The organism is Streptomyces sp. BA2 (genome assembly GCF_009769735.1).
Classification (GTDB): domain Bacteria; phylum Actinomycetota; class Actinomycetes; order Streptomycetales; family Streptomycetaceae; genus Streptomyces.
The window spans coordinates 72437-93955 of the sequence record NZ_WSRO01000001.1 but is presented as its reverse complement, the minus strand read 5'-3'; the positions used below and the strand labels follow the sequence as shown (position 1 = coordinate 93955).

The window sequence follows — 21519 nt, the reverse complement described above, 5'->3', positions numbered from 1 at the left end:
TCAGCCCTCGGTGCAGGAGAGGGGGGCACCGGACAGGACGGCGGCCATGCCAGCGACCCCGCCCTTCGCCGAGTTCTTGATGCCGCGCTGGGTGGCCTCCTCGAGGCCGAGCGTGGTGACTTGCGCCAGTTCCCCTTAACTGTCGGGGACGGGGCGCGCCAATGAGCGCGCGACGGTATGTGTGACCCGCGAGGACAGGGCGGGGCCCTCAGCTGCAAGCAGTCGCACCCCAGGGTTCGGCTCTTGGGCCGCAGTGTCTTTGCGGAAGAAGCCAGCTGCGCCGGCGGCCAGCGCGCGGGCGACGTTGTCGTCCGTCCCGAAGCCGGTCCGCATGGCCACGACCGGGGGGCGTCGAGCTCCCGCAGTGTCGTCAGCACCTTCAGCCCGCTGACGTCGGGCATATATGTGTCAACGAGTGCAACCTGTGGCCGGTGTCGTGCTGCCTGGTTGGCCGCTTCGAGTCCGCCGCCTGTCGCGGACGCTCGGATGTCGTCCGTGCTCTCGAGGATCTTGATGCCGCCCTGGGCCGCGTCCCGCGAAGTGGTGGAGAGATGCGGAGTTGAGAACTCGACCCGTCAGTGCCGCGGTGGGGCTGAAGCGTCGCCATGGCCGGGCATCAACCGCGGCGAGCCGCGTTGGGGAGTAGGCCAGGTGCTCGAGTTGCGGGTCGCCGGGTACCGCCTCCGGAGCCGAGCAGTCCGGCTCTGGACATCACTCGGTCGAGCATGACCCCGCCCCTGTGTACCTGATCCGACTCTTCAGCCCCCTTAGGTCATGAGGTGCCCTAGCTGTGCTGCTCTGTGCGTTTGGGGATGCGGCGGTCTGGGGTTGGCTCTCGGAGCGATGTGTCCCCAGGGCGTGCGAAGGGCTCCCGGAGTGCTGTCCGACAGTGTGCTTGCTTCCCATTTCACAGTTAATGAGGCCTTGCGGGATCACCCTCGTCGCAGGCTGCGGATGCCGCATCGGAACCGAATTCCCGGTGGACACCCAGGAGTTGCGTAGGTGGGGGCCTGTGCCTCTTCGGAGAGTGGGGGCCGAACATGAGTGGTGACTTGAGAGCTGGCTGCGTGAGGGCGATGTGCTCGTTGAGGTGGGGGCCAACGTGAGTGTGTTCGCAGTCCTCGGATGGAACGGCCGCAACGGCCGGGGCCGCTGGCCGCTGTAAAGGTGAACGGCCGTGCCGGCCGGTTGGTCACGGTTCCGTCGGGGAGCGTGGAGTCCAGCTGGTGAGCGGTGTCCACACCGGGCCGCTGGAGCCGCGGTCCGCGATGATCGGCGTGCTGCTGAGGATGGGGCCGGCGTCTTCCGTGATAACGGTGTGGCGTTCACGGTCGGTGAGCAGGTGATCGTAAGTGCTGAAAGGGTTGGCGAACCAGGTGAGTTCACGGGCCGGTCGGCCGTGCTCCGGTAATCGCCACACAGCTAACGACCTCGTGCACAGTAAGCCGTGACGTGTCGAGGGCTGCGGCCGTGGTCGACGATTCACGCTCGAGGACGGCTGGACAGAGTGGCGGTCTGCTGGTGCGAGAGGAGCCCGGCAACGGCTTGGACGATGTCGCTCATGTGCTCACGGCGGCCGTGGTGACGGGCGAGGGCTCGCCAGTTCTTCAGGTGGGCGATGCCGTGCTCGACACGGATGCGTCGGGAGGAGTGCGCCTTGCGCTGTTCCTCGTGCATTGCCTCGTGCTAGGGGGAGCGTTCTTCTTGAACTTGCGGTGAGGCGGCGTCACCACGCGCCCGCCGGTCTGTGCACCCATGCCCTGGTAGCCGGCATCCGCGAGGATCTCCATGAACGGGCCGTCGGCCAGGAGTCTCACCAGCCCGAGCTGGCGGGCCTGGGTGATGTCCGGGCAACTGCCCGGACGGACCGGACTGCAGAACAGCAACCGCCCCTCGTCGTCCGTGAAGGCCATGGACTTCACGGCGTTCTGCTTGGTCTTGCCGGAGACGAACTTGTCCCGGTCCTTACGGCCCACGGCCGGACGTCGCACACGGATCTCCGTGCCGTCGATGATGCCGGTCTGATCGCTGGCTCCCAAGTGCTCGATGACCTCGGCGAGGGTGCGCAGTCGGACACCTGACGCGATGGTGCAGCCTCGCCGGGCCAACAGCGGCCTCACCTCGCCGATGGCGCGGGTGATGGTGGAACGGTCCACGCTGAACCAGCAGGCCAGCACGTCATGAGTGGTGCATGCCGCAGGTTCACCAAGGTCGCCAGCAGCCGGTCGACGAAGACGAGCTGATGCTTCGCCCCGGCGCCCCCCGCCCGCTTGCGCTGACGAGCGGTGAGCCGAGCCTGATGCTGATCGTGCCACAACGGCCCTACCTTGGCGACAAGTTCAGCGATCACATCCGGCGACAGCCCGGTGACCCGATACTCCGCAACGATCAACTCACGTGCCCCGACCCCCATCATGAACAGTTCAACGAGACGCCTGGGCACCAAGCCACGGCCTACTGTGCACGAGGTCGTTAGGGGCATTGATCAACTCCGCGTCATGGGTTGTCATGTGCTGCTTTCCTATGCTGTGGAGTGAGATCAGAGCGTAGATGCGAACACCTCGGTCATTCGGACCGAGCAACTCGAAACGCGGGGTCTCTTTGTCGTAAAGGGTGATGGAATCATGGTTAGTGTGGCGAACCATCTCAACCCGAATGTAATCGAGGTAGCCGACGCTCAGGGGGACGCTTATCGCCTGGTGGGGCTACGGCCTCGGCGATGCTGGCCACCAGGCGAGATCGCCCGCGTTTCGATACAGCTCCGGGAGCGTCAGCATTGTTAGCTTTGTAATGGTAAGCAGGCGCATGGTCTGCTTTGGAGATTAGGGAACATTATGACGTCTTTCCTTCGTTTGTTAGGATTCCGAAATCGGCAGGTCGTGGCCGGGGTCACGGCCGTGGCCGGTGTCCTGTTACTGATGGCCGGAGCCACCCCCACCCATGCGGCCAATGGGTCATTCGGCACGCCGGGCAACCACAACTTCACTGTGCCGGCCGGTGTCACCCGTCTCACCGTATCTGTTACTGAAGGGGGCGGCGCTGGTGGCGGGTTGCCCAGCAGTCCCGGCAACAATGGCTGCGTCGCATTGATCGGCAGTGGCGTGGGTAGTCCGCCGCAGAGGGCGCCCTTCCAGATCTTCGTCAAGACGCTGACCGGGAAGACCATCACCCTCGACGTCGAGAGCGACGAGTTGGTCGAAAACGTTAAGGCCAAGATCCAGGACAAGGAAGGCATCCCGCCGAACCAGCAGCGTCTGATCTTCGAGGGCAAGTGGCTGGAGGACGGGCGAACCCTGGCCTACTACGGGATCGAGCCGGACAGCACCCTCCACCTCTTGGACTAGCCGCAGCCGTTGCCGGGATGCTGTCGCATTGAGCTGGGCCCGCAGCTGCGGAAAGGTCCGAGAAGCTTCGGTGCGCTGGCAGGGGGCCCCGCGCCTGGTCGGCCCGGGCGTTCCCGGAGCAGCTTGAAGAAGCGGCGGGGCTCACCCCATAGGCCCAACCCGGTTGGCCTGAACAGAAACTGATTGATGTGATGCTGACAGCTCCTGTGCGGACTCCTCTGCACAGGGCCATTTTTCAGGAGGTTCCACATGCATCGGACGCATCAAGTAACTATTCTTATTGCTGCGACTCTGGCGTTATTTGCCTCAACTGCTGCGGCTACGGCGAGCACTGCCACCACCGCAACACTGCCGGTCAAGGCCCTTGACGTGGTGACATGCAAAGTCGATTCGACCGTCAAGTTCTCACCTGGCCTTACTCTTCAACCTCAGAGCCACACCATCACCTATGACGTAAAGTATAAGAATTGCACGACAGCAACAGGCAGATCGATCCCTGCTGCAGGTTCCCACCACGGCGAGTTCGTCGGTCCGCGAAGCTGTCTTGAGGTCCCTCCCCCCAATCCCAGCATGGACATCACCGTGCAATGGGAAGATTGGGCCAACAGCCCTTACAGCCAAATCAATGACGCTTACGCGCAGGGTGTGGATGCTGGTGGCCAAACAGTACACACCGTCAGCGGAGTGGTGGCGGACGGCCAGTTCAAGGGAGCCGATTTCAAGGAAGTAATCGCTCAAACCACCAACCCACTCGACTGTCTCGCCCCTGGCGGCGTGGAGGAACAAGTGGGCCACGGACTAGTCACGTTCACGACAGCCGGTCTGACCTGACCTTCGACGCCGGCTGCGGACAGTGCGTTGAACTTGATCCGGTTGGGTCAGATCGACGTGGCCGCGGGCGAGCAACTGCGCGGGATCGCAGTCGGTGTGGGCCAGCCGGTCCAGAGCGGTATGCCAGGGGGAGGGTAGACCCCGAACCCCAGGGCAGGGGAGATGCCGGGCAGTTGGTCACCGAGCACGCAGAGGCTGTGGATGTGCTCGACGGTGGCGTTGTCCGTCCGGACACTGCGCCGACTACCTCACCCAAATCAACCCGACGTCCACTGAAGCCTCAAAGAGACTTGAGCACCAGATTTCTGGCGCCTGACACTAGCGGTCTGGGTGAGTCAGGCCAACGTCAGTGACCGCGATGGCCCTGCCGTGCTGCTGGCCCGGTGCGCGGGCAAGTCTCCCCGGCTGCAGCTTGTGTGGGCCGACCAGGGCTGTCGCGGATGGGACTTCCTGGCCACGTTCCATCAGCGTCTTGTCGGCGATGGCGTGCATGAGGCGCCCGCAGAGCCGGAGGTGGTGGGGCGGCTGCGAGGGCGGACTCGACCTGGTGGCCTACGCCTGCCCGACAGATGACTCCGTCGCGGTGGACCTAGTGGCAGACCTCGACCGGTTCGCCAGCGGCGAGGACGGCTGTGCCAGCGCGGGTCCTGGGCAGGGCGGCAGGTGCGGGTTCGGGACCGGCTGGGCGGGTGCCGTAGCGCGCGGTCATGTATGCGATACCTTCCGGCCGCAGCCGGGACGGGACCGTGGTGATCAGGTGCCCCTCGAGGAGGAAGTGGACGCTGCGGTGGTTGCCCAGACCGTCAGCGCCCTGCCGGCCAGGGCCTGGTGGATGCCTACTCGCTGTCTTGCCGGTCACCAGGGTGATCTCGTCGCTGGGGGCACCCGCACTTCGAACTCGACCGCGTTTCCCCAGCCAGTGGCCGGTGCTGCGGACCCTGATCAGTCGTCCGCTGCGTGATGCCTGGGAGGCCGCCTTCGCCGAGCTGGCCACGGCCCGGGGTGCGACGGCGCGTGTACCTGACCGACCTGCACCGCCGTCTGCTGAGAGATGTGCTCGCGATCGGCACGCCGTACCCTCTGGTGATCACCGGTGGCTACGCTGTCCAGGCCCACGGCCTGGTCGAGCGCCTGAGCCCTTTATCCCGCCCAGCTGTTTCGCAGTGGATCGAGGTTCAGAGCAGAAAGGTGCCACCGCCTTGCAGGGCGGTGGCACCTTTCTGCTATTGGGGCGTCAGACCGCCCAATCCACTGAAGGGCCGACGCGAGGGCCGCGGCGCCCACCCCCCTGGTGTCCGTGGCGGGTACTGCGACGTAGGGGGTGGAGGTGGGTCAGGTTTGGGGAGTGGTGAAGGTGATGGGGGTGGGGGCGGAGTATCCGAGGTTGTTGTGGGTGACGAATTGGATGGTGTGCTGGCCCGGGTCCCAGGGCAGGCCCCGGTCTGAGGCCGGAGCGTGCGAGGCTTCGGGTGTGGCTACGTGCAGGGCGTCCTCGCCCAGCGCCCAGGCCCAGTAGCCGTCCTTGGCCACGATCTGGGAGCCGATGTTGGTGCCGTCGGGCTTCTGCGCAATGATCGCCGTAGCTGTGGTGGTGTGGGGCGGAGCTGAATCCAGGGGAGCCGCGCCCTTGAACTTGATGTACGGCCCGGCCTGCGCATCGGGGAGGGGAGCTGCGATCGTGGGTGCGCCGATCGGCGCCGACTTCGCCGCCTCGGCAATCTCGTACAACGTGCCATCGCCGCTGAGGACCCAGGCGCTGCGATTCCCGTCGATCGCTACCGCTTGGGGGTTGGGCAGGCCATCAGCGACAGGGAAGGCGGGGGCGTCCGGCTGGGTGCCATCCGTGCTGACGCCGACCAGTGCGCCCGCGGTGCTCTCGGTGATGTATGCGTTGCCATCCGCGTCCAGCGCCAGGTTGGTGGGTTTTTGAAGGGTGGTGGTGAGCGTCTCGTGTTGACCATCGCTCAGTCCGACCTTGTACAGATTGCCGTTGACGGCGTTGGTGACGTACGCGTACGTCTCCCTGCCGTCAGTACCGTCCCGGCCCAAGGCCACCCCCCAGACGTCGCCAAGGCCGCTGACCACCTTCTCCTTGGGCTCGCCGCCCAGCGGAATCCGCCACAGGTCCCCGGCGTTGTTTACGACGTAGGCGTTGCCCTTGTCGTCCAGCGCCACGTCGTGGACGCCGGCCAGGCCCGTGGCGACCGGATCGCTGTCCACCACACCCTTCGGGCTCACCCGGTGTAGGGACTGGCCGTTATAGCTGAGGACGTAGACGTAGCCGTCGAGGCCCACGGCCACACCACGGGAGCGGCCAACGCTGGCGAATGGCCCCCCACCGTTGCTGCCATCCTTCAGATTCACCTTGAACACACGGCTGTCGCCATAGCCAACGACGTAGGCGTAGCCACTGCCGTCCAGTGCCACGCCGTTGCCGCTGGTGAGGCCGGTCCTGATCTGTGATGCCCACCTCTTCGTCATCGTCTCGTCTCCTTTCGTCGCGTTCGTCGGCGGCCGATGGTGTCGTTCTGTGTTCTTGTATGTCGGAACGGCGCGCTTGCCCTCGGCGGACATGCCAGAGACTGAGTACAGGCGTCCGTCGCGGTCTGCCGGGCCAGGATGACGCTCGTGCGCCTCGCCCTTCGCGTCCATCTGTCATCTCGATGACGGCACCGGGGCTCGGGCCCTGGCCTGGTGGAGAGAGAATGCCGGTACCCAGGTGATCGCGGCTACGGTTGGACCGCCGGTGGCTGCAGACCGGGCGAGTGGGTAGCCCTCACGCTTGGGTCCCGGGGTACGGACCTGGTCTGGGAGGGGTTCCAGCGCAGGTTCTTACCTTGTTCCTTAACCTCTAGTCAGGCCGTCTCGTCACTCTTTGGAGCGAGCGCGGGGCACTAAAGGGTGTTGCACAAGGCTGTATTTGAGCAGGTCAGGGTATGTGAGCGCAGTCTTCTGGTCATGATGCGACCGCGAGGTTGGACGGCGTGGTGGAGGCCGTCGCCGTGTTGCCGGCAGTCGCGGAGGATCTTGTAGTTTTTCATCCGGCCGATCACATGCTTCACCCGCGCGCGGGCCGTGCGGTGCGCGGCGTTGTCTGTCCTACCTTTCTAAGCGGGCCTCAACTGGTCATTCGTGAGACCGGTGGGCTCAAGGGGCTTCGGGTATAGCTCGTTTCCCTGTCGTTCGATGGCTTTGGAAACTTGGCTGCCCGGAGGCCCGCGGGCTCCTTCCGCCGGCCGGCCAACGAAAGCCTGTTGCCCAGGCGTTGACTGCGATGCCTCTCAGCTCCACCGCGATGCGCTGTCGTCACTTTCCGTTGACGGCCGCTCAAATGCGGCGCGTGGCGGGCGATGCGCTCGGCGAGGTGGGTGCCCGTAAGGACCACTTCGTGGTGCTCGCCGCTCTCGGCGAGTTCGGCCCCGCGAGTCAGGCGGCTCTCTCCGGCCGCACCCGGATTTGCAAGAGTGACCTTGTTGCCGTCCTCAACGACCTTGCGGACGGCGGCTGGGTCCGCCGTGCCCCCGACCCCGCCGACAAGCGCCGCAACGTCATCACCATCACCGACAGCGGCGAGCGCCGCCTCGCCGAACTCGACCGCGTCCTCGACGGTGTCAACGAGCGCATCGTGGCCGCACTCGGACACGACGAGCGCACGCAGTTGTTCGCCCTGTTCGCCCGTATTAACGCTCATTTCGACAACCCGCCGGGCCCCGCCTGATCGGGGTCGGTCGTGACACGGTGACAGCCGCGCGGTGTGAGTGAATTGTGACGTCCTTCTTGGCCCGTGCGGCCTTGTCCCGTCCTCCCTTCTGCGCCTTGATCGTGCACATCTCGGCAGGCGCGGTCCTTAACCGTGGGTTCAGGCCAAGAGTGGGGGTGGGGGGGGCCGATGGCCGAGCAAAGCGAATTTCGGCGGCTCTTCGGCCTAGTGAGCTTGTCCACTGAGGCGTTTCAGGGAAGGGAACCGGTAGCGGCTGCCCGCGATGCCGCCCGCCCGTTCCTGACCGAGGTCCAGGCGTGGCACGAAGCCCCGATCTCCGCGCGCCTGATGGCCAGGGGGCGGGGCCGTCATTGGCAAGCGCTCCCTACCTCCTCATCAAACGTCCCCCCCTGACGAACGGAAAAGGCACCCGCGGCAGCCGCCATCATCGCCGCCGCCGCGGCCCGTTCCGGGAGCTGCGGGTCGGGGCCGGCGCGCAGGAGTACCAACTGGTGGTAGAGCGGCGCCGTCGCTGCGATCAGCAGGCTCCGTGCGTCCGTGTCCTGTTGGGGGAGTTCGCCGCGTTCGATGGCGCGCTCGACGAGGATCTCGCACTGGGCGTAACGGTCCGCCCACAGCTGTGTCTGGGCCCGCGCGGCTTGTTCGGAGTGGAACGAGGCGGCCATCAGGGCGACAGCGAATGACGGCCGTACGACCAGGGACTCCTGGATCTCCTGGTTGAGGGCCGTCAGATCGCCGCGCAGGGAGCCGGTGTCCGGTGGCTGCCAGTCGATCTCGCCTGCGGCGTCGATGACGTCGACGAGCAGGCCGCCCACGTCGCGCCAGCGCCGGTAGACCGTGGTGCGGTGCACTCCCGCGCGGGTCGCGACACCCTCCATCGTCAGTCCTTCGTGACCGTTCTCGGCGAGTTCGGCGCGCACCGCGTCGAGAACCTGGGCGCGGATGCGGGCGGTGCGACCGCCCGGACGGCGGTCCGGCGTCGTGGCCGTCGGGTCTGTCATCGGGAATCCAGTATCCGGTTGATCAACGGGCGGGGCTGTGTCAGCATCTTAACGCAACAGATGTCGTACTAGTAGCTCCGACCTCCCGACCGATCCGACCTCCCGACCGAGAGGAACCGCCTTCCAGATGCCGCCTGTTCCCGCCGACCCCACCGTGCTCCACCCGATGCCGGAGCACCCTCGCGTCGTCCTGCTCAAGCCGCTGGTGAAGTCGCCGCTGATCGAGGTCGGCGACTACTCGTACTACGACGATCCGGACGACCCGACCGCATTCGAGACGCGCAACGTGCTGTACCACTACGGGCCCGAGCGGCTCGTCATCGGCAAGTACTGCGCGCTGGGCACGGGCACGCGGTTCGTCATGAACGGCGCCAACCACCGTATGGACGGCCCGTCCACGTTCCCCTTCCCCACCATGGGTGGCTCCTGGGCCGAGCACTTCGACCTGATCACCGGCCTGCCGAGCCGGGGCGACACCGTCGTCGGCAACGACGTCTGGTTCGGGCACGGCGCCACGGCCATGCCCGGCGTACGGATCGGCCACGGCGCGATCATCGCCTCCGGCGCCGTGGTCACAGACGACGTACCCGACTACGGCATCGTTGGCGGCAACCCGGCCCGGCTCATCCGCACCCGCTACGACGCCGAGGACATCGCCCGGCTCCTCGCCGTCGCCTGGTGGGACTGGCCCGCGGAGCACATCACCGAGCACGTACGGACGATCATGTCGGGGACGGTCGCCGAGCTGGAGGAGGCTGCCGCGCGGACAGACCGGCCCTGAGAGTCCTGAGCCCTGACACCGCGTCCTGGTCAGACCGCCCGCTCCCGTCCCGCGCCAGAAACGAGTGATCGCTCATGTCCCGTCGCCGCGCCCATGTCGCGATGGTCGGCGTCCCCATCGTCAGCCATGTCCTGCCCAGCCTCGCGCTCATCCGCGAGCTGGTGGCCCGCGGGCACCGCGTCACCTACGCCAACGGCCCGTTCATGGCCGACCGGGTCGAGTCCGCCGGCGCGGAGCTGGTGCCCTGCACCTCCGCGTTGCCCGTCGCCGACAACGACTGGCCTGCCGACCCCATCGCCGCGGCGAGCCTCTTCCTCGACGACGCCGTCCAGGCGCTCCCGCAACTGCGCGCCGCCTACGACGACGATCCGGCCGACCTGTACCTCTACGACATCGGCGCCTATGCCGCACGCGCCCTCGCCGAAGCGCAGGGCCGCCCCCTCCTTCAGCTGTCCCCGACGTTCGTCGGCTGGGACGGATACGAGGAAGAAGTCGCGGCGCAGCTGCGGAAGTTGCCGGGAGCCGACGCGTACCGGGAGAGGTTCGCGCGGTGGCTCGCGGAGTGCGGGGCGACGACCACGGACGTGGACGCCTTCTCCGGGCCCCCGGACCGGGCCCTCGCCCTGATCCCGCGGGCGATGCAGCCGCACGCCGATCGAGTCGACACCGACACGGTGACCTTCGTCGGCCCCTGCTTCGACACCCGGGCGGACACGGACGGCTGGACCCGCCCGGCGGCGACCGCGGACCACGTACTGCTGATCTCGCTCGGCTCGGCGTACACGCGTCAGCCCGCGTTCTACCGCCAGTGCATCGCCGCCTTCGGGGACCTGCCCGGCTGGCACGTCGTGCTCCAGATCGGCAAGTACACCGACCCCGGGGAACTCGGCGCCATCCCGCCCAACGTCGAGGTGCACTCCTGGGCCCCGCAGCGGGAGATCCTGGAACAGGCCGACGCTTTCGTCACCCACGCCGGGATGGGCGGCTGCGGCGAAGGGATCCTGGCAGGCGTGCCCATGATCGCCGTACCGCAGGGAGCCGAGCAGTTCATGAACGCCGACCGGCTCGTGGAACTCGGCGTCGCCCGCCGTGTGGACACCGCTGACGCCACCCCCGAGACTCTTCGCGCGGCGCTGAACGACCTGGTCACGGATCCGGAACGCGTCGACCGGTCCAAGCAGTTGCAGGCCGCCGCCCGGGCCGAGGGCGGCACCCAACGCGCCGCCGACCTCATCGAGGACATGCTCTCTCGACCATGACGACTAGGTTTGTCGGCAAGGCAGTTGAAAGGGCGGGGTTCGCTGCCGAAGGTGCTGGTCATGTCGTAGAGGAGTAGAGGAGGAGACCGAGGGTGAACTGGACACTTGGCGAGGAGTTCGAGACGACCGAGGGCATGGTGCGATGGAAGGCCCTCGGCAGCGGCGACCCCGTCGTGCTGGTGCACGGCACCCCGTACTCCTCCCTTCTCTGGCGGCACATCGCGCCGGCACTCGCCCGTACCCGCACCGTCTTCGTCTTCGACCATCTCGGCTTCGGCCAGTCGGACCAGCGCGAGGGCCAGGACCTCAGCCTGGCCGCGCACGCGAGGAACTTCGCCCGGCTCCTCGACCACTGGGAGCTGTCCCACCCCAGCGTCGTCGCCCACGACATCGGCGGGGCCGTGGCACTGCGGACGCTGCTGCTGGAGAAGAGGAGCTACCGGGACCTGACCCTCTTCGACGCGGTGAGCGGCGGTGAGTGGGAGCGAGGGCTCTTCCAGCTCATCCTGGGGCACGCGGACGTCTTCCAGCAGCTACCGGACTACGCTCACGAAGCGCTGGTAGCCAGCCACCTGCGGCACGCCACACACGTCGGCTTCCGGCCCGGAGTCCTCGACGCGTTCCTCGCACCGTGGCGGGGGGCCGCGGGGCAGGCGGCGTTCTACCGCCAGTACAGCCAGATCAGGCAGTCGGACACCGCCGCGTACGAGCACCTACTCGGCGACATGTCGCTGCCGGTACGCCTCATCTGGGGCCGCGAGGACCGCATCCTTCCCCCGAAGTACGCCACCTGGCTGCACGAGCGCATCCCACACGCGGAGTTGCACTGGATCGAGGGGGCGGGCCACCTCCTCCAGGAAGACGCACCGGGCCAACTGTCGACGCTTCTCACCGCCGGCTTCGGTACTACTCCGGCACCGGAGTAAGCCCCCTCAACCCTTACGCGTAGCCTTGGTCAGCTCTCGCCTGCGGCAGCTTGTTCCTTAACCTATCCCCGGCGTCTCGTCACTCTTTGCAGTGATTGCAAGGCATGAGGCTGGTCTTCCTCGCAGTTCGGAACTCTGCGACTGAGTACGTGAGTTCGTCAGGAGGGCCCTGGGATGAGTGTGCTGCCGCAGGTCGACCGGACGCCTTCTTCGAACTCACCGACGCGTTGTTGTGCGCGGACGACCCGACCCGGACACCTGAAAGCGTCTTTCTGGCCGGTAGAACCGCTCCCCTGACGATCCTTGCTCTTGCGGCGGAAGCTGGCCTCTCGCGCAACGCGTTCACCCAGCCGCCCGCCAACTTGCAAGAACGGCCCTCAAACGGGAGGACATCTACCTGACCACCGGGCACCGCTTCGACTGAGTCGAGTTCGACCGCCGCATGCGTGTCCACTCACGCGGGGACGCTCGACCCGATAGCCCACAAGAACGGCCGACAGCTAGTAGAACGGCTCGGCCTCGTCGCGCCCGACGTCAGCAGCGTCCCCTGTCCGCGTGTCCGCAGGCACGATGTTCACTTGTTCACACACTTTCATGCACTCGCGCGTGCACACATTCCAACTCGCATGAATGCTCTCGCTCACGCCTTTACGCGCTTGTGCGCTCGCCCGCCCCTTCGCTCTTTCCCGGGTTCGTTCTCGCGCCCCGTCACTTCCACACGTCAACATGCAGATTCTCTTGCGTTCACCCTCGCGTCCCTTCGTGCGTAAACGCATGCACACGCTCACGCTCGCACGCCCTCGTCCACGCCTACTCTCTTTCAAATGCTCACTGGCTCACGCTGGAGTGCGTGCGGACATGCAAACACGCAGACACGCCCACACACGTGCCTACCTACCTCTCTGCACTAGTACTCCAGCAGCGTTTCGCTATCTGGCCTGGTCAGAGGCGTCGTCGGGAGTGTAGTTGGCTGATGGTAAGTCAGGGGCGGTGTTGGCGGACTGCCCCTCCAACGAGTGGCACCGGGAACTGTCTGAACGGTGATGAGGGCAGCCTCCCTGTGTGATCGACGACCTTTCCGACGCGACCTGGGACCGTGAACTCAACGACCTCTTCCTGCGCATCGGCCACCGTTTCGGCCGCGCCGACCTGCGACGCCGTATGCGTGACTACGTCCGCGCGCTGCTCGGCCCGGTCGGTCGCAAGAACGGCTGGCAACTGGCCGAACACGCCGGCCACCACACCCCCGACGGCCTCCAGCGGCTGCTGAACGGGGCAACCTGGGATGCCGACGATGTCCGTGATGACCTGCAGATATACGTCGCCGAGAAGCTCGGTGAGGACGCCGGGGTGCTCATTCTCGACGACACCGGCTTCGTCAAGAAAGGAATCACCTCCGCAGGCGTGCAAAGGCAGTACTCCGGCACCGCCGGCCGCACCGAAAACTGCCAGATCGGCGTCTTCGCCGCCTATGCCACCACCCGCGGCCGAGCCCTGGTCGACCGAGAGCTGTATCTCCCCATGTCCTGGACGGACGACCGCCAACGCTGCCGCGCCGCCAAGATTCCCGACGAACGGACCTTCGCCACCAAGGGCGAGCTGGCCAGAGCCATCGTGCTCCGCGCACTCGCCTCGCCACTGCCCATCGCCTGGGTCACCGCCGATTCCGCATACGGCCAGGAATCGCGCTTTCGCCGCATGCTCGAAGAAGTCGCCATCGGCTATGCCCTGGCCGTCCCAAAGTCCCAGCACGTGCACCGCTTTGGCCGCATCGACCATCTCTTCACGCAAGCACCGGACGTGGCATGGGAAAAGCGCTCGTGCGGCGACGGCGCCAAGGGCCCACGCGTTTACCACTGGGCAGCCGTCCGACTCCCCCCAATCGAGGACTTCGACGGCGAGACGCCCACACATCAGCGATGGGCATTGGCCCGTCGCAGTGTCACCAGGCCCGATGAGATCGCCTACTACCTCGGCTATGCACCGGCGGGCACGGACGTCGACCAGCTGGTGCGGGTCGCCGGGCGGCGGTGGGCCATTGAGGAATGCTTCCAGGCCGCAAAGAACGAATGCGGCCTGGACCAGTACGAAGTCCGCCGCTACGTCGGCTGGATGCGGCACACAACCCTGGCCATGCTCGCCCACGCCTTTCTCGCAGCAACGGCAGCCCAGGCGGCCTCAAAAGGGGTGCAGAAACGGTTCCGGCACCCTCGTTCCGCTCACCGTGGCAGAAGTCCGCAGACTCCTGGCAGCTCGCCCCACCCCAAGGCCAGGCCGGCCGCTTCGCCTTCACGCGGTGAGCTGGTCGCGATGGCGGCGCAGACGCCAGGCCGTCGCCCGCTACTGCCACTACCGGCGACGAACCCACTCGTTGGAGGGGCAGTCCGCCAACACCGCCCCTGACTTACCATCAGCCAACTACACTCCCGACGACGCCTCTGACCAGGCCAGATAGCGAAACGCTGCTGGAGTACTAGGCGGTGTTTCTCGGATCTCCGGACGTGGGTGGGGTGTTGGGTTCAGGCTGGGTGTATGGGCCGTGGGGATTTAACGAATGCGGAGTGGGACCGCCTGAAGTCGTTCCTGCCTCGTGGTGGTGCGCGTGGAGGTCGGTGGAGTGATCATCGGCGGGTGATCAACGGCGTGCTGTACCGGGTGCGGACGGGTGTGCAGTGGCGTGATCTGCCGGAGCGGTTCGGTCCGTGGGAGACGGTCTACAAACGTCATCGCCGCTGGTCGACGGACGGAACGTGGGCGATGCTGCTGTCTCGCGTCCAGGCCGCCGAGGATGCTGAGGGCCGGATTGACTGGGACGTCTCGGTGGACTCCACCTCCGCGGGCTCACCAGCATGCTGCCGGCGCGAGGAAAGCCCCGCCTGCCGCGCCCCCTCAGGGGGGCCGTGAACCCACATCGAGCGCCGGAGTGGTGGACAGCCAGAGCGTCAAGGCCACCGAACTGGGCAGTTGGCATGGGTACGACGGCGGCAAGAAGGTGCTGGGCATCAAGCGCCACCTCCTCGTCGGCACGCTTGGTCTGGTTCTGGCGGTCAGTGTCAGCCCCGCGAACGTCAGCGACCGCGACAGCGCCACCGTGCTGCTGGCCCGGTACGGCGTCAAGTTCCCGCAATGCACCACCGCGCGTGGTACCGATGTTCGCGGTGGTTCCGCGCCGTTGGGGTGATCGAGCTACCGGCGGCTCTCCAAGGACTACGAGTGCCTGGCCGCCAGCCAGGAGAACGCAATCTACCTGGCCACGGTCATGCTGCTACTCCACCGCACAACGGCAAGAACTCTGCCCTGAACGGGGCTTCTCAGACACCCACTACTGATCTTTGATTACGGGCTTGACGCGTGTGAGGCGAGTTCGAGGCTGGCTCCGGCCAGGAACGTGGTGAGGAGTTCGGGGTGGCGCTGGATGTAGCGCAGGGCGCTCTTCGCGGCCCGGTGAAGTTCGTCAATCGAATGGAAGGCCCGGTTCGCGATCTTTTGTTTGGCGTGTGCCCAGAGCAGCTCGACGGGGTTCAACTCCGGTGCATAAGAAGGCCGCTGGATGGTGGTGAGCCAGTCCTGCTGCTGTGCGTACTGCTTCACATGCTCGCTGATGTGGCTGGAGTAATTGTCCCAGATGATGGTGATCGGGCTGTTCAGGCGGCAGTGCAGCAGGGCGAGGAAGCGGGGGAGTCCTTCTTGGTTTAGCCGCCGGATGGCTTGATCGCGTAGACGAGCTGCGGTTCCTCGCCGTGCCGATATCCGATCCAGGCGGCCATGTTGAGCTTGTCGTTGTGTTTGCCGGACAGCCGCAGCACCGGCGTCTGGCCGATCTTGCCCTAGATGCGGCGGACCGGCCCGTTCAGCCACGCCCCGGCCTCGTCCTCGAAGCAGATCCACCCTCCTAAGGCTGTGACCTGCGCGGATGGGAATCCGCCAGCCACGTCTCCGTACGCTATGCGGCAATCGCTTCCTCATCACGTTCCGCGGCCCGTACCTTCGGCACCTGCTACGACCAGCCAAGACGGTCCAGCAGGCGCCAAACCACCGAGATCTCGTACCGCACCGTGAACGGCTCCTCGATCAGCGCCCCGACCCGGGCCAGTGTCCACCGCTGGTCCTCCCAGCCGAACGCCATCGGGCCCGTCTTCAGCAGATCATCAAGTTCCCGTTCCGGTTCGCTGCTCAGATACGCGTTGTTGCCCGTCTCCTTGGACCGCAGTGCCTCCGCCCGCCCTCGTGCCAGGACCGGTGGCACAGACCGGCCGCCTGCCGGGTCACCCCGAGCACCTACGCGACCCTGACCGGCCGCATCCCTTGTTCGAACAGATCCGCCGCCTGCATGCGCCGCCGCTCCAGCTCAACTGGAGTCAACGACCTGCGAGTTCGAGTCCCCATACATCGGTTATGCCGTGCAGTCACCGATCGACAAAGGGCACGTCAAGGATCAGTACAGGGCGGAGCTGGTATAAGGCGGCTTCAGGCCGCGCTACCTCCGTATCGGTGAAGGCGGAAGAACCCAGTAGGTGTTCGGAATGCCGACGCGGCTCGGACTGGCTGCCGTGCTGGATATCGTCCGGGTTGCGTACCGCTACCTGTCAGCGGCTCAGGGGGTCTGGGCGCTTGCTGCTCATCGCGCACGTGAAAAAGACTCCAGGCCGAGGGCAAGTGACAGCGCACACACCTATAAAGGGAGGCCAGGCGGCGCTAGCTTGGCCGAAGGAATTTTAACAAAGCGTGCATCTTTTTAATTCGATGCTTCCGCTGGACGCCGGGAGAGGGAACATGCCACCAACTGCGATCAACTTAGAACTGCCGGCACGCGATCCGAAGGGAGGGAAAAAGAGTTACCGTCCGAGAGCCTTCGCCGACTCCTGGACTGGCGCGGTGATCGAAAAAGACGGAGTCACGACACGGGCCTTTGACGGGACCAAAGATACTCGCCACCATGTCATCCCTTATGAGAATTTGAAGATGTTATGGAACGCAGGAGTTAATACCCTCACGCTGGCGTCAAGTACCCCAACGGGAGGCCTTAAGGGATACCTGGAGTCAGTTCTCGATAATTTATCCAGCATATCCTCGGTCGGCTGGATAACTTCCGCCGAAGAGTCTGACGCACGCAAAATGGCCGAGGACATTTTAAGCGGCTCGTACTATCAAGATTCGACACTTGCTCCTGTCTCTACGACGGCTCTCGACCTACTGCAGCGTGTCCATACATGGGCTGCGGGAAATCTTTTCATCGGCCCGACGGCCGACGGAGGAGCAGTGGGCAGCCGTTACGACGACCCAAGCACGGCCGCTGTTAAGCGCGTGGCAGGCGGAGCAACCCCCGTGAAGTGGGAAGCAAGCTCTCAGGACATTCTCGGGGAGGTGCGGTACGACTTGGCTGACCATGCGCAGCGCGCCCTGCAGAAAATCGTGGCTTCCGGCTCACTCGCGCCCGATCTGCGGCAGGCATTCAACAAGTACACAGACCTGTTTGATCAAGGAGGCGTTGTCCCGACGGATACCATTCCTGAGGCGGGTGGGAGCTACCAGCCCTCCGCATGGCGCGCTTTGCCGTGGAATAACACAAAGACCCCTGCCACATCCACTGGCGGCAAGGATGCACAGTGGGTTGAATTGAGGCATACTGGAGATACATACAATGGCTTTCCTCCAGTCTTGAAAAAAGTGCCGTACTATGCAATCAGGAACAGCGCCCTTCCCGATCCGACTGCCATCATGCTCCCACCAGTAATGCGCCCCGTTATCGGCCATGCTGACCTGCCGGATTCCATCACGTTCGACGACGGGGTCACTGTAGATCTGGTTGAAGTTTTCAATGATGACGCAGGCGCGGTCAATCTCATGGCCGATGCCAGCAATGTTGACATGGGTTCATTGCTTCGGTACCTCACCAGCGCCCTGGGTATCGACAGCGGAGAGATCCCTGATTTCATCGAGCATCTCACTCTCTCCAACCTCCATATCGATATCCTTCAGACTCGCGTAGCGCCCTCGTGGGAAATGCAGACGGTCTGGGATATTCAGATCTCCACATTATTGAATGCATTTGGGGCAGGAGTAAATCTGCGGGTTGCGTTCCGGAAGGAGCTTCCTGGCGGAGACTTCTCAGTATCTGCCAGCGCTGGACTCGCCACTGCGGACGACAACGAGGGGACCGTACTCTGGTTTGACGGGGCACTCGAAGAAGTTGACGGTGCGTGGGGACTAAGCGCCGTGATGGACGCAACTGAATCCCCTGTTTCCCTCATTGACTTCGCTAAGGTATTCGGCATCGAGATCGACCCGCCGAGTGAATCCGGCTTTCAGGCTCTTATCCCCAGCTTAAGCGAAGCGTCATTTCTATACCGCGCCGGAGATGCGGGGATCCTTCTGTCGGTGGTCCAACTGGAAACTTTAGAAGCTGTCATCGCCCGCGTCCCCGCATCTCCGAACGATCTGTGGGCAGTCCAATGTGCTGCATCGGTGCCCGGAGCCTCTCTGTCACAATTACCTCTGGTCGGAGGGGGAGTGTCTCTGGAGGCAGATCTGGCCATCGAATACGTCGGTCTTGCCTGGGTCAGCGCCGGCATGACGCGATCCCAGATACGGCAGATCAATCAATCTATTCTTGAGAACAGCCAGGGAGGTCACCCTTTACCGTTGTTTCCTGATCCTCCCGACGAGGCCCCGCAATTCTCATCGCACTCCAATATGCCGATGCTCACCGCAGGTTTAACAGTCCCTCCAGGAAGCCACCGCAAATCTTGGGCGCTCCCTTTGGGCTGAGCCGGGGCTGATCACACCACCTGGTACTACAGCCGAAGGTCTTGAGGTTCGGTGATCGGCGGGATCGGTCTGTGGTGGGCCCAGTCCCGGAGATGGTGGGGCAGGGGGTCGTCGCGGCGGCGATAGTGGCTGACCAGGGCGCGGGTCTGGTGCAGGCGTCGCCAGAACTCGCAGTCGATGACCGTTTCGGTGGTGTGGCGGGAGTTGTGGTGTGCAGCGGCCAGGCAAGCTGGCCGTCCTTGCCCCGGGGGTTGGGGTGCGGTGCGCGCCGCGGGATCAGCCAGTGCTCGTGGTCCTCGGCCGGATCTTCGCCCTTGACGTTCACGGCGAAGGCCGCCCCGTCGATTCTCGGAGTCTTTGCGACGGCGGTGGGCCCTGCGTTGGTCGACGGTGGCCGCATCCGCCAGGTGTGCCAGGTCCAGGTGCTTGCTGGAGGGGGCGTCGAACACCTCAATCGCATGGTCGTGGTGCGGGACGTAGCGGATGTGGACCTTCGTGCCCGGGTCCGCCGCCGCCGTTCATCCCCTGGCCCACGTGGTACCGGTTACGCCAGTGCACCCCGCTCGTGGTGAACGGCAGCGGAACTGTCTCATCGATGTGGCTCTTGCGCGCTCCGGGGCGCAGCTGAGTCGGGGGAGCTTGGGAATACCGGGGCAGCGAGGTGACGCGCACCTGCTCGGCGCACCTGTCCAGGTTCTCCACCGAGCCCTTCAAGTCCGGCCGGTAGGGCGGGGGAAGCTCCTCCACGACTTGGAGTGTCTGAGAGTGGCCTACCGGTTCGGGGATGATCTCTCCGGCCGGTGGGCTCGCAGGCCCGGGAGCCCCATGGCCTGCTGTACCTCTGGCTCACCGGACGGCTGCTGCCCGCCCAGGCCTGAAACACGCCACCCGAGACAGAACCCCTGCCCGCCGCCTCCCCGGCAGGAGGAACGATTGCGGACGGATTGTTCATCCCAGGGGCCGCTTGGTGGGTGACAGCCATCATGAGCATCCTCGTGTTCCTGCTGGCTGTCGTTCCGGTCGCGCCGAGCAGGCGAAGGCATATTCTCTGGCGTACTGGGCTGTTGAGTTCTACCTTTCGATGCTGCTATCGGAGGGATCACTGGTGTTTCGGGTGCTTGCTGAGTTCGGTGAGGACCCCCCATCCGCTACGCCATTGCGAAAGCCCGCAAGAACTACGCCGGCACGAGCCCGCTCTCGCGGGCCTCCGCAAGAGCCACACCGGCCGGGCCCGCGACGTCAGCAGTAACCGTCTCGCGGACGCCCTGCAAACCCAAGCCTTTGCGCGCTGCGGGCCCTTATAGCCCCGCTCTGCGCCAGGTCGGTCACGCCACGCCCACACAGCCCGCACGTGATGTCGAACGGCATCGGGTGTGTGACAGGTCCACTGGCCGGTTCGGGGAGGAGGCGGTCTCCCGGCCTGCGGGTTCGCGGGCCGGGAGACAGGTGGATCTGCTGGGGCTACCAGGTGATGCGGACGCCGCCGTTGCCTGCGGGGCTGTTTGGGGTGCCGCCGGTGGCGATGCCAGGGGCAGGGCTGCCGGTGGGGGCGGGGGTAGCGCCGCGCACACCGGTGTCGGAGGATTCGGAATGGGCTTGTGCGGGATGCAGGCTTGGTCCCTGGTGAGAGCGGACAGCGCAAGATGGGTCTCGCAAGATTTTCGGGCTCTGTCGCTGATTTGGGGGCAGTGACTGCGGCCACGGCTTGGGCATCACCTGGGTATGGACGGGGTCGTGAGCGTTGCTGATCTTCTCTTCCCCGGTGCGGCTGTTGAGGCCGAGCGGTTGTCGCTCACCGAGGACGAAGTGCTCGTGGCCGCTCGGGCCAGGGGGCATGGGGCTGTCTGTCCGGAGTGCGGCTGGAGATCGTCCCGGGTGCGCTGCTATTACGAGCGGCGTCTCGCGGGCCGGCCTGTTGCCGGGCGGCGCCTACAAATCAGGCTGCGGGCCCGTCGGTTCACTTGCGAGAACACCGCATGCTCGCATCGGACGTTCGCCGAGCAGATACCGGCGCTGACCCGCCGTGACGGTGCTACTCACAGACATCGCGTTATTCCTGGGCGGTCGGCCTGGTGCTCGGCTGGCCGACCGGATGCTCATGGTGACGTGCAAGGACACGATGCTCCGGTTGATCAGGGCCTTGCCTGAGCCGGAGCATGGTCCCGTCCAAGTCCTGGGCGTCGACGACCCTGCGCCGCAGGTGGAAGTACGCGGCGGGCCTGGTCGACATGACCACCCACCGTCCCGTCGACCGTGCTCGCCAACCTGAGAGCCGACACCTTCGCGTCCTGGCTCAGGCGCCACCCGGAAGTGAAGATGATCTGCCGCGATCGCGCCGGGTCCTTCCGTGACGGAGCCTGCGCCGGAGCACCGCAGGCAAAGCAGGTGGCCGATATGTGGCACGTGCTCCACAACCTGGCCGAGGCCGTGGAGCGCATTGTCGGCCGGCATCGTGCTGCGCTATGCGAACCCTTGGCGACGGCAGCCGATGCGGCACCCGCTGGTGGAACATTGCCTGCTGAAGTCGACATCCATGGTCGGCCGCGCCTTCTGGTGTCGCGGACCCGCGAGCGGTATCAGCAGATCCACGAGCGGATTCAGCGCGGCGACAGCCTGCGCGCGATCGATCGCGAACGAGATTGCGGGCATGGACCTCGGAGCCAAGGATCTGACGCGCGGCGGTGCGCGCCCGCCGCAGGAGGGCGGAGGCATCCTGGGTGAGCTGGGAGGGCAGCACATACCGGTCGCGTGCCGCGCGGACTTCCCGCCAGATCCGGGTCGAGTCGTGGGCGAGCATGGTCGCGATGATGATGTAGGCGACAGCCACACCAGCAGCCACCGGCAGGATGTCTCTAAGGAAATCGGCTATGCGACTGACCATGTAGTGC

At 65.5% G+C, this 21519-nt stretch carries 16 protein-coding genes and 4 pseudogenes; 13 read left to right on the top strand and 7 right to left on the bottom strand.

All coding sequences use genetic code 11. From position 1 onward, the window contains the following. Window positions 1-1482: 1482 nt before the first annotated feature. Together E5671_RS47225 and E5671_RS45745 are read right to left on the bottom strand one after the other, a co-directional pair. Complete coding sequence (locus E5671_RS47225; protein WP_336605606.1) at window positions 1483-1677, bottom strand: hypothetical protein; 195 nt, start codon at window positions 1675-1677, stop codon at window positions 1483-1485. After that, window positions 1608-2156 carry a transposase family protein gene (locus E5671_RS45745; RefSeq protein ID WP_336605605.1) on the bottom strand — a complete coding sequence of 183 codons (549 nt, stop codon included), beginning with the start codon at window positions 2154-2156 and terminating at the stop codon, window positions 1608-1610. The genes E5671_RS47225 and E5671_RS45745 overlap by 70 nt, the downstream gene beginning before the upstream one ends. A gap of 762 nt (window positions 2157-2918) precedes the next feature. On the opposite strand from E5671_RS45745, the gene E5671_RS00455 reads away from it, so the two are divergent. The 3 genes and pseudogenes from E5671_RS00455 to E5671_RS47615 all read left to right on the top strand — a co-directional run. Continuing rightward, window positions 2919-3344, top strand: coding sequence for a ubiquitin-like protein (locus E5671_RS00455; RefSeq protein ID WP_202120910.1), 426 nt, complete (start codon window positions 2919-2921; stop codon window positions 3342-3344). 570 nt (window positions 3345-3914) lie between these two features. Continuing rightward, window positions 3915-4175: a hypothetical protein gene (locus tag E5671_RS00450; RefSeq protein WP_160501856.1), complete on the top strand. Its 261-nt coding sequence runs from the start codon at window positions 3915-3917 to the stop codon at window positions 4173-4175. A gap of 1014 nt (window positions 4176-5189) precedes the next feature. Continuing rightward, window positions 5190-5312: pseudogene (locus E5671_RS47615) on the top strand (nucleotidyl transferase AbiEii/AbiGii toxin family protein); the annotation flags it as partial. A gap of 195 nt (window positions 5313-5507) precedes the next feature. Here the strand turns inward: E5671_RS47615 and E5671_RS00445 are convergent. After that, window positions 5508-6749, bottom strand: coding sequence for a Vgb family protein (locus E5671_RS00445; protein WP_160501855.1), 1242 nt, complete (start codon window positions 6747-6749; stop codon window positions 5508-5510). A 320-nt stretch (window positions 6750-7069) separates the two neighbouring features. After that, window positions 7070-7270 (bottom strand): annotated as a pseudogene (locus E5671_RS45740) (hypothetical protein); the annotation flags it as partial. A gap of 245 nt (window positions 7271-7515) precedes the next feature. Here E5671_RS45740 and E5671_RS00440 point away from each other — a divergent pair. After that, the gene (locus E5671_RS00440) at window positions 7516-7893 is read left to right on the top strand and encodes a MarR family winged helix-turn-helix transcriptional regulator (protein ID WP_336605604.1); all 378 of its coding nucleotides are present in this window, start codon (window positions 7516-7518) and stop codon (window positions 7891-7893) included. A gap of 350 nt (window positions 7894-8243) precedes the next feature. Here E5671_RS00440 and E5671_RS00435 read toward each other — a convergent pair whose 3' ends face one another. Next, window positions 8244-8897 carry a TetR/AcrR family transcriptional regulator gene (locus E5671_RS00435; RefSeq protein ID WP_160501853.1) on the bottom strand — a complete coding sequence of 218 codons (654 nt, stop codon included), beginning with the start codon at window positions 8895-8897 and terminating at the stop codon, window positions 8244-8246. A 127-nt stretch (window positions 8898-9024) separates the two neighbouring features. Here E5671_RS00435 and E5671_RS00430 point away from each other — a divergent pair, with 127 nt between their 5' ends. From E5671_RS00430 to E5671_RS00405, 6 genes and pseudogenes are all read left to right on the top strand, one after another. Next, window positions 9025-9678, top strand: a complete 654-nt coding sequence (locus E5671_RS00430) for a CatB-related O-acetyltransferase (protein ID WP_160501852.1) — start codon at window positions 9025-9027, stop codon at window positions 9676-9678. Between the two features lie 74 nt (window positions 9679-9752). Continuing rightward, window positions 9753-10937, top strand: coding sequence for a macrolide family glycosyltransferase (locus tag E5671_RS00425; protein ID WP_237329970.1), 1185 nt, complete (start codon window positions 9753-9755; stop codon window positions 10935-10937). Window positions 10938-11029: 92 nt separating this feature from the next. Next, on the top strand, window positions 11030-11863 hold the full coding sequence (locus E5671_RS00420; RefSeq protein ID WP_336605603.1) for an alpha/beta fold hydrolase: 834 nt from the start codon (window positions 11030-11032) through the stop codon (window positions 11861-11863). A gap of 1065 nt (window positions 11864-12928) precedes the next feature. Then, window positions 12929-14038 (top strand): annotated as a pseudogene (locus E5671_RS00415) (IS701 family transposase); the annotation flags it as partial. A gap of 357 nt (window positions 14039-14395) precedes the next feature. Continuing rightward, window positions 14396-14750 (top strand): annotated as a pseudogene (locus E5671_RS00410) (IS5 family transposase); the annotation flags it as partial. Between the two features lie 36 nt (window positions 14751-14786). Then, window positions 14787-15044, top strand: coding sequence for a transposase (locus E5671_RS00405; protein WP_336605634.1), 258 nt, complete (start codon window positions 14787-14789; stop codon window positions 15042-15044). Between the two features lie 155 nt (window positions 15045-15199). Here the strand turns inward: E5671_RS00405 and E5671_RS00400 are convergent, their stop codons facing one another. Together E5671_RS00400 and E5671_RS47220 are read right to left on the bottom strand one after the other, a co-directional pair. Further along, window positions 15200-15721 carry a transposase gene (locus tag E5671_RS00400; RefSeq protein ID WP_160501849.1) on the bottom strand — a complete coding sequence of 174 codons (522 nt, stop codon included), beginning with the start codon at window positions 15719-15721 and terminating at the stop codon, window positions 15200-15202. A 139-nt stretch (window positions 15722-15860) separates the two neighbouring features. Beyond that, window positions 15861-16109 (bottom strand): winged helix-turn-helix domain-containing protein, encoded by a 249-nt coding sequence (locus E5671_RS47220; RefSeq protein ID WP_160501848.1) that lies wholly within the window; start codon window positions 16107-16109, stop codon window positions 15861-15863. A gap of 479 nt (window positions 16110-16588) precedes the next feature. Between E5671_RS47220 and E5671_RS00390 the strand changes: the two genes are divergently transcribed. The 3 genes from E5671_RS00390 to E5671_RS47605 all read left to right on the top strand — a co-directional run bounded on the left by E5671_RS00390 (window position 16589) and on the right by E5671_RS47605 (window position 21352). Beyond that, a complete protein-coding gene (locus tag E5671_RS00390; RefSeq protein ID WP_160501847.1) occupies window positions 16589-18631 on the top strand; it encodes a hypothetical protein in 2043 nt (680 codons plus the stop codon). Between the two features lie 1722 nt (window positions 18632-20353). Beyond that, window positions 20354-20779 carry a transposase family protein gene (locus E5671_RS47610; protein WP_443032532.1) on the top strand — a complete coding sequence of 142 codons (426 nt, stop codon included), beginning with the start codon at window positions 20354-20356 and terminating at the stop codon, window positions 20777-20779. A 105-nt stretch (window positions 20780-20884) separates the two neighbouring features. Continuing rightward, window positions 20885-21352 carry a transposase gene (locus E5671_RS47605; RefSeq protein WP_160501845.1) on the top strand — a complete coding sequence of 156 codons (468 nt, stop codon included), beginning with the start codon at window positions 20885-20887 and terminating at the stop codon, window positions 21350-21352. Window positions 21353-21519 lie beyond the last annotated feature (167 nt).

What these genes read in the sequence shown, in the direction of transcription:
- E5671_RS47225 (WP_336605606.1), bottom strand. Translation starts at nt 1,677, where the DNA reads ATGCACGAGGAACAGCGCAAGGCGCACTCCTCCCGACGCATCCGTGTC.
- E5671_RS00455 (WP_202120910.1), top strand. Translation starts at nt 2,919, where the DNA reads ATGGCCGGAGCCACCCCCACCCATGCGGCCAATGGGTCATTCGGCACG.
- E5671_RS00450 (WP_160501856.1), top strand. Translation starts at nt 3,915, where the DNA reads ATGGACATCACCGTGCAATGGGAAGATTGGGCCAACAGCCCTTACAGC.
- E5671_RS00445 (WP_160501855.1), bottom strand. Translation starts at nt 6,749, where the DNA reads ATGTCCGCCGAGGGCAAGCGCGCCGTTCCGACATACAAGAACACAGAA.
- E5671_RS00435 (WP_160501853.1), bottom strand. Translation starts at nt 8,897, where the DNA reads ATGACAGACCCGACGGCCACGACGCCGGACCGCCGTCCGGGCGGTCGC.
- E5671_RS00430 (WP_160501852.1), top strand. Translation starts at nt 9,025, where the DNA reads ATGCCGCCTGTTCCCGCCGACCCCACCGTGCTCCACCCGATGCCGGAG.
- E5671_RS00425 (WP_237329970.1), top strand. Translation starts at nt 9,753, where the DNA reads ATGTCCCGTCGCCGCGCCCATGTCGCGATGGTCGGCGTCCCCATCGTC.
- E5671_RS47610 (WP_443032532.1), top strand. Translation starts at nt 20,354, where the DNA reads ATGGACGGGGTCGTGAGCGTTGCTGATCTTCTCTTCCCCGGTGCGGCT.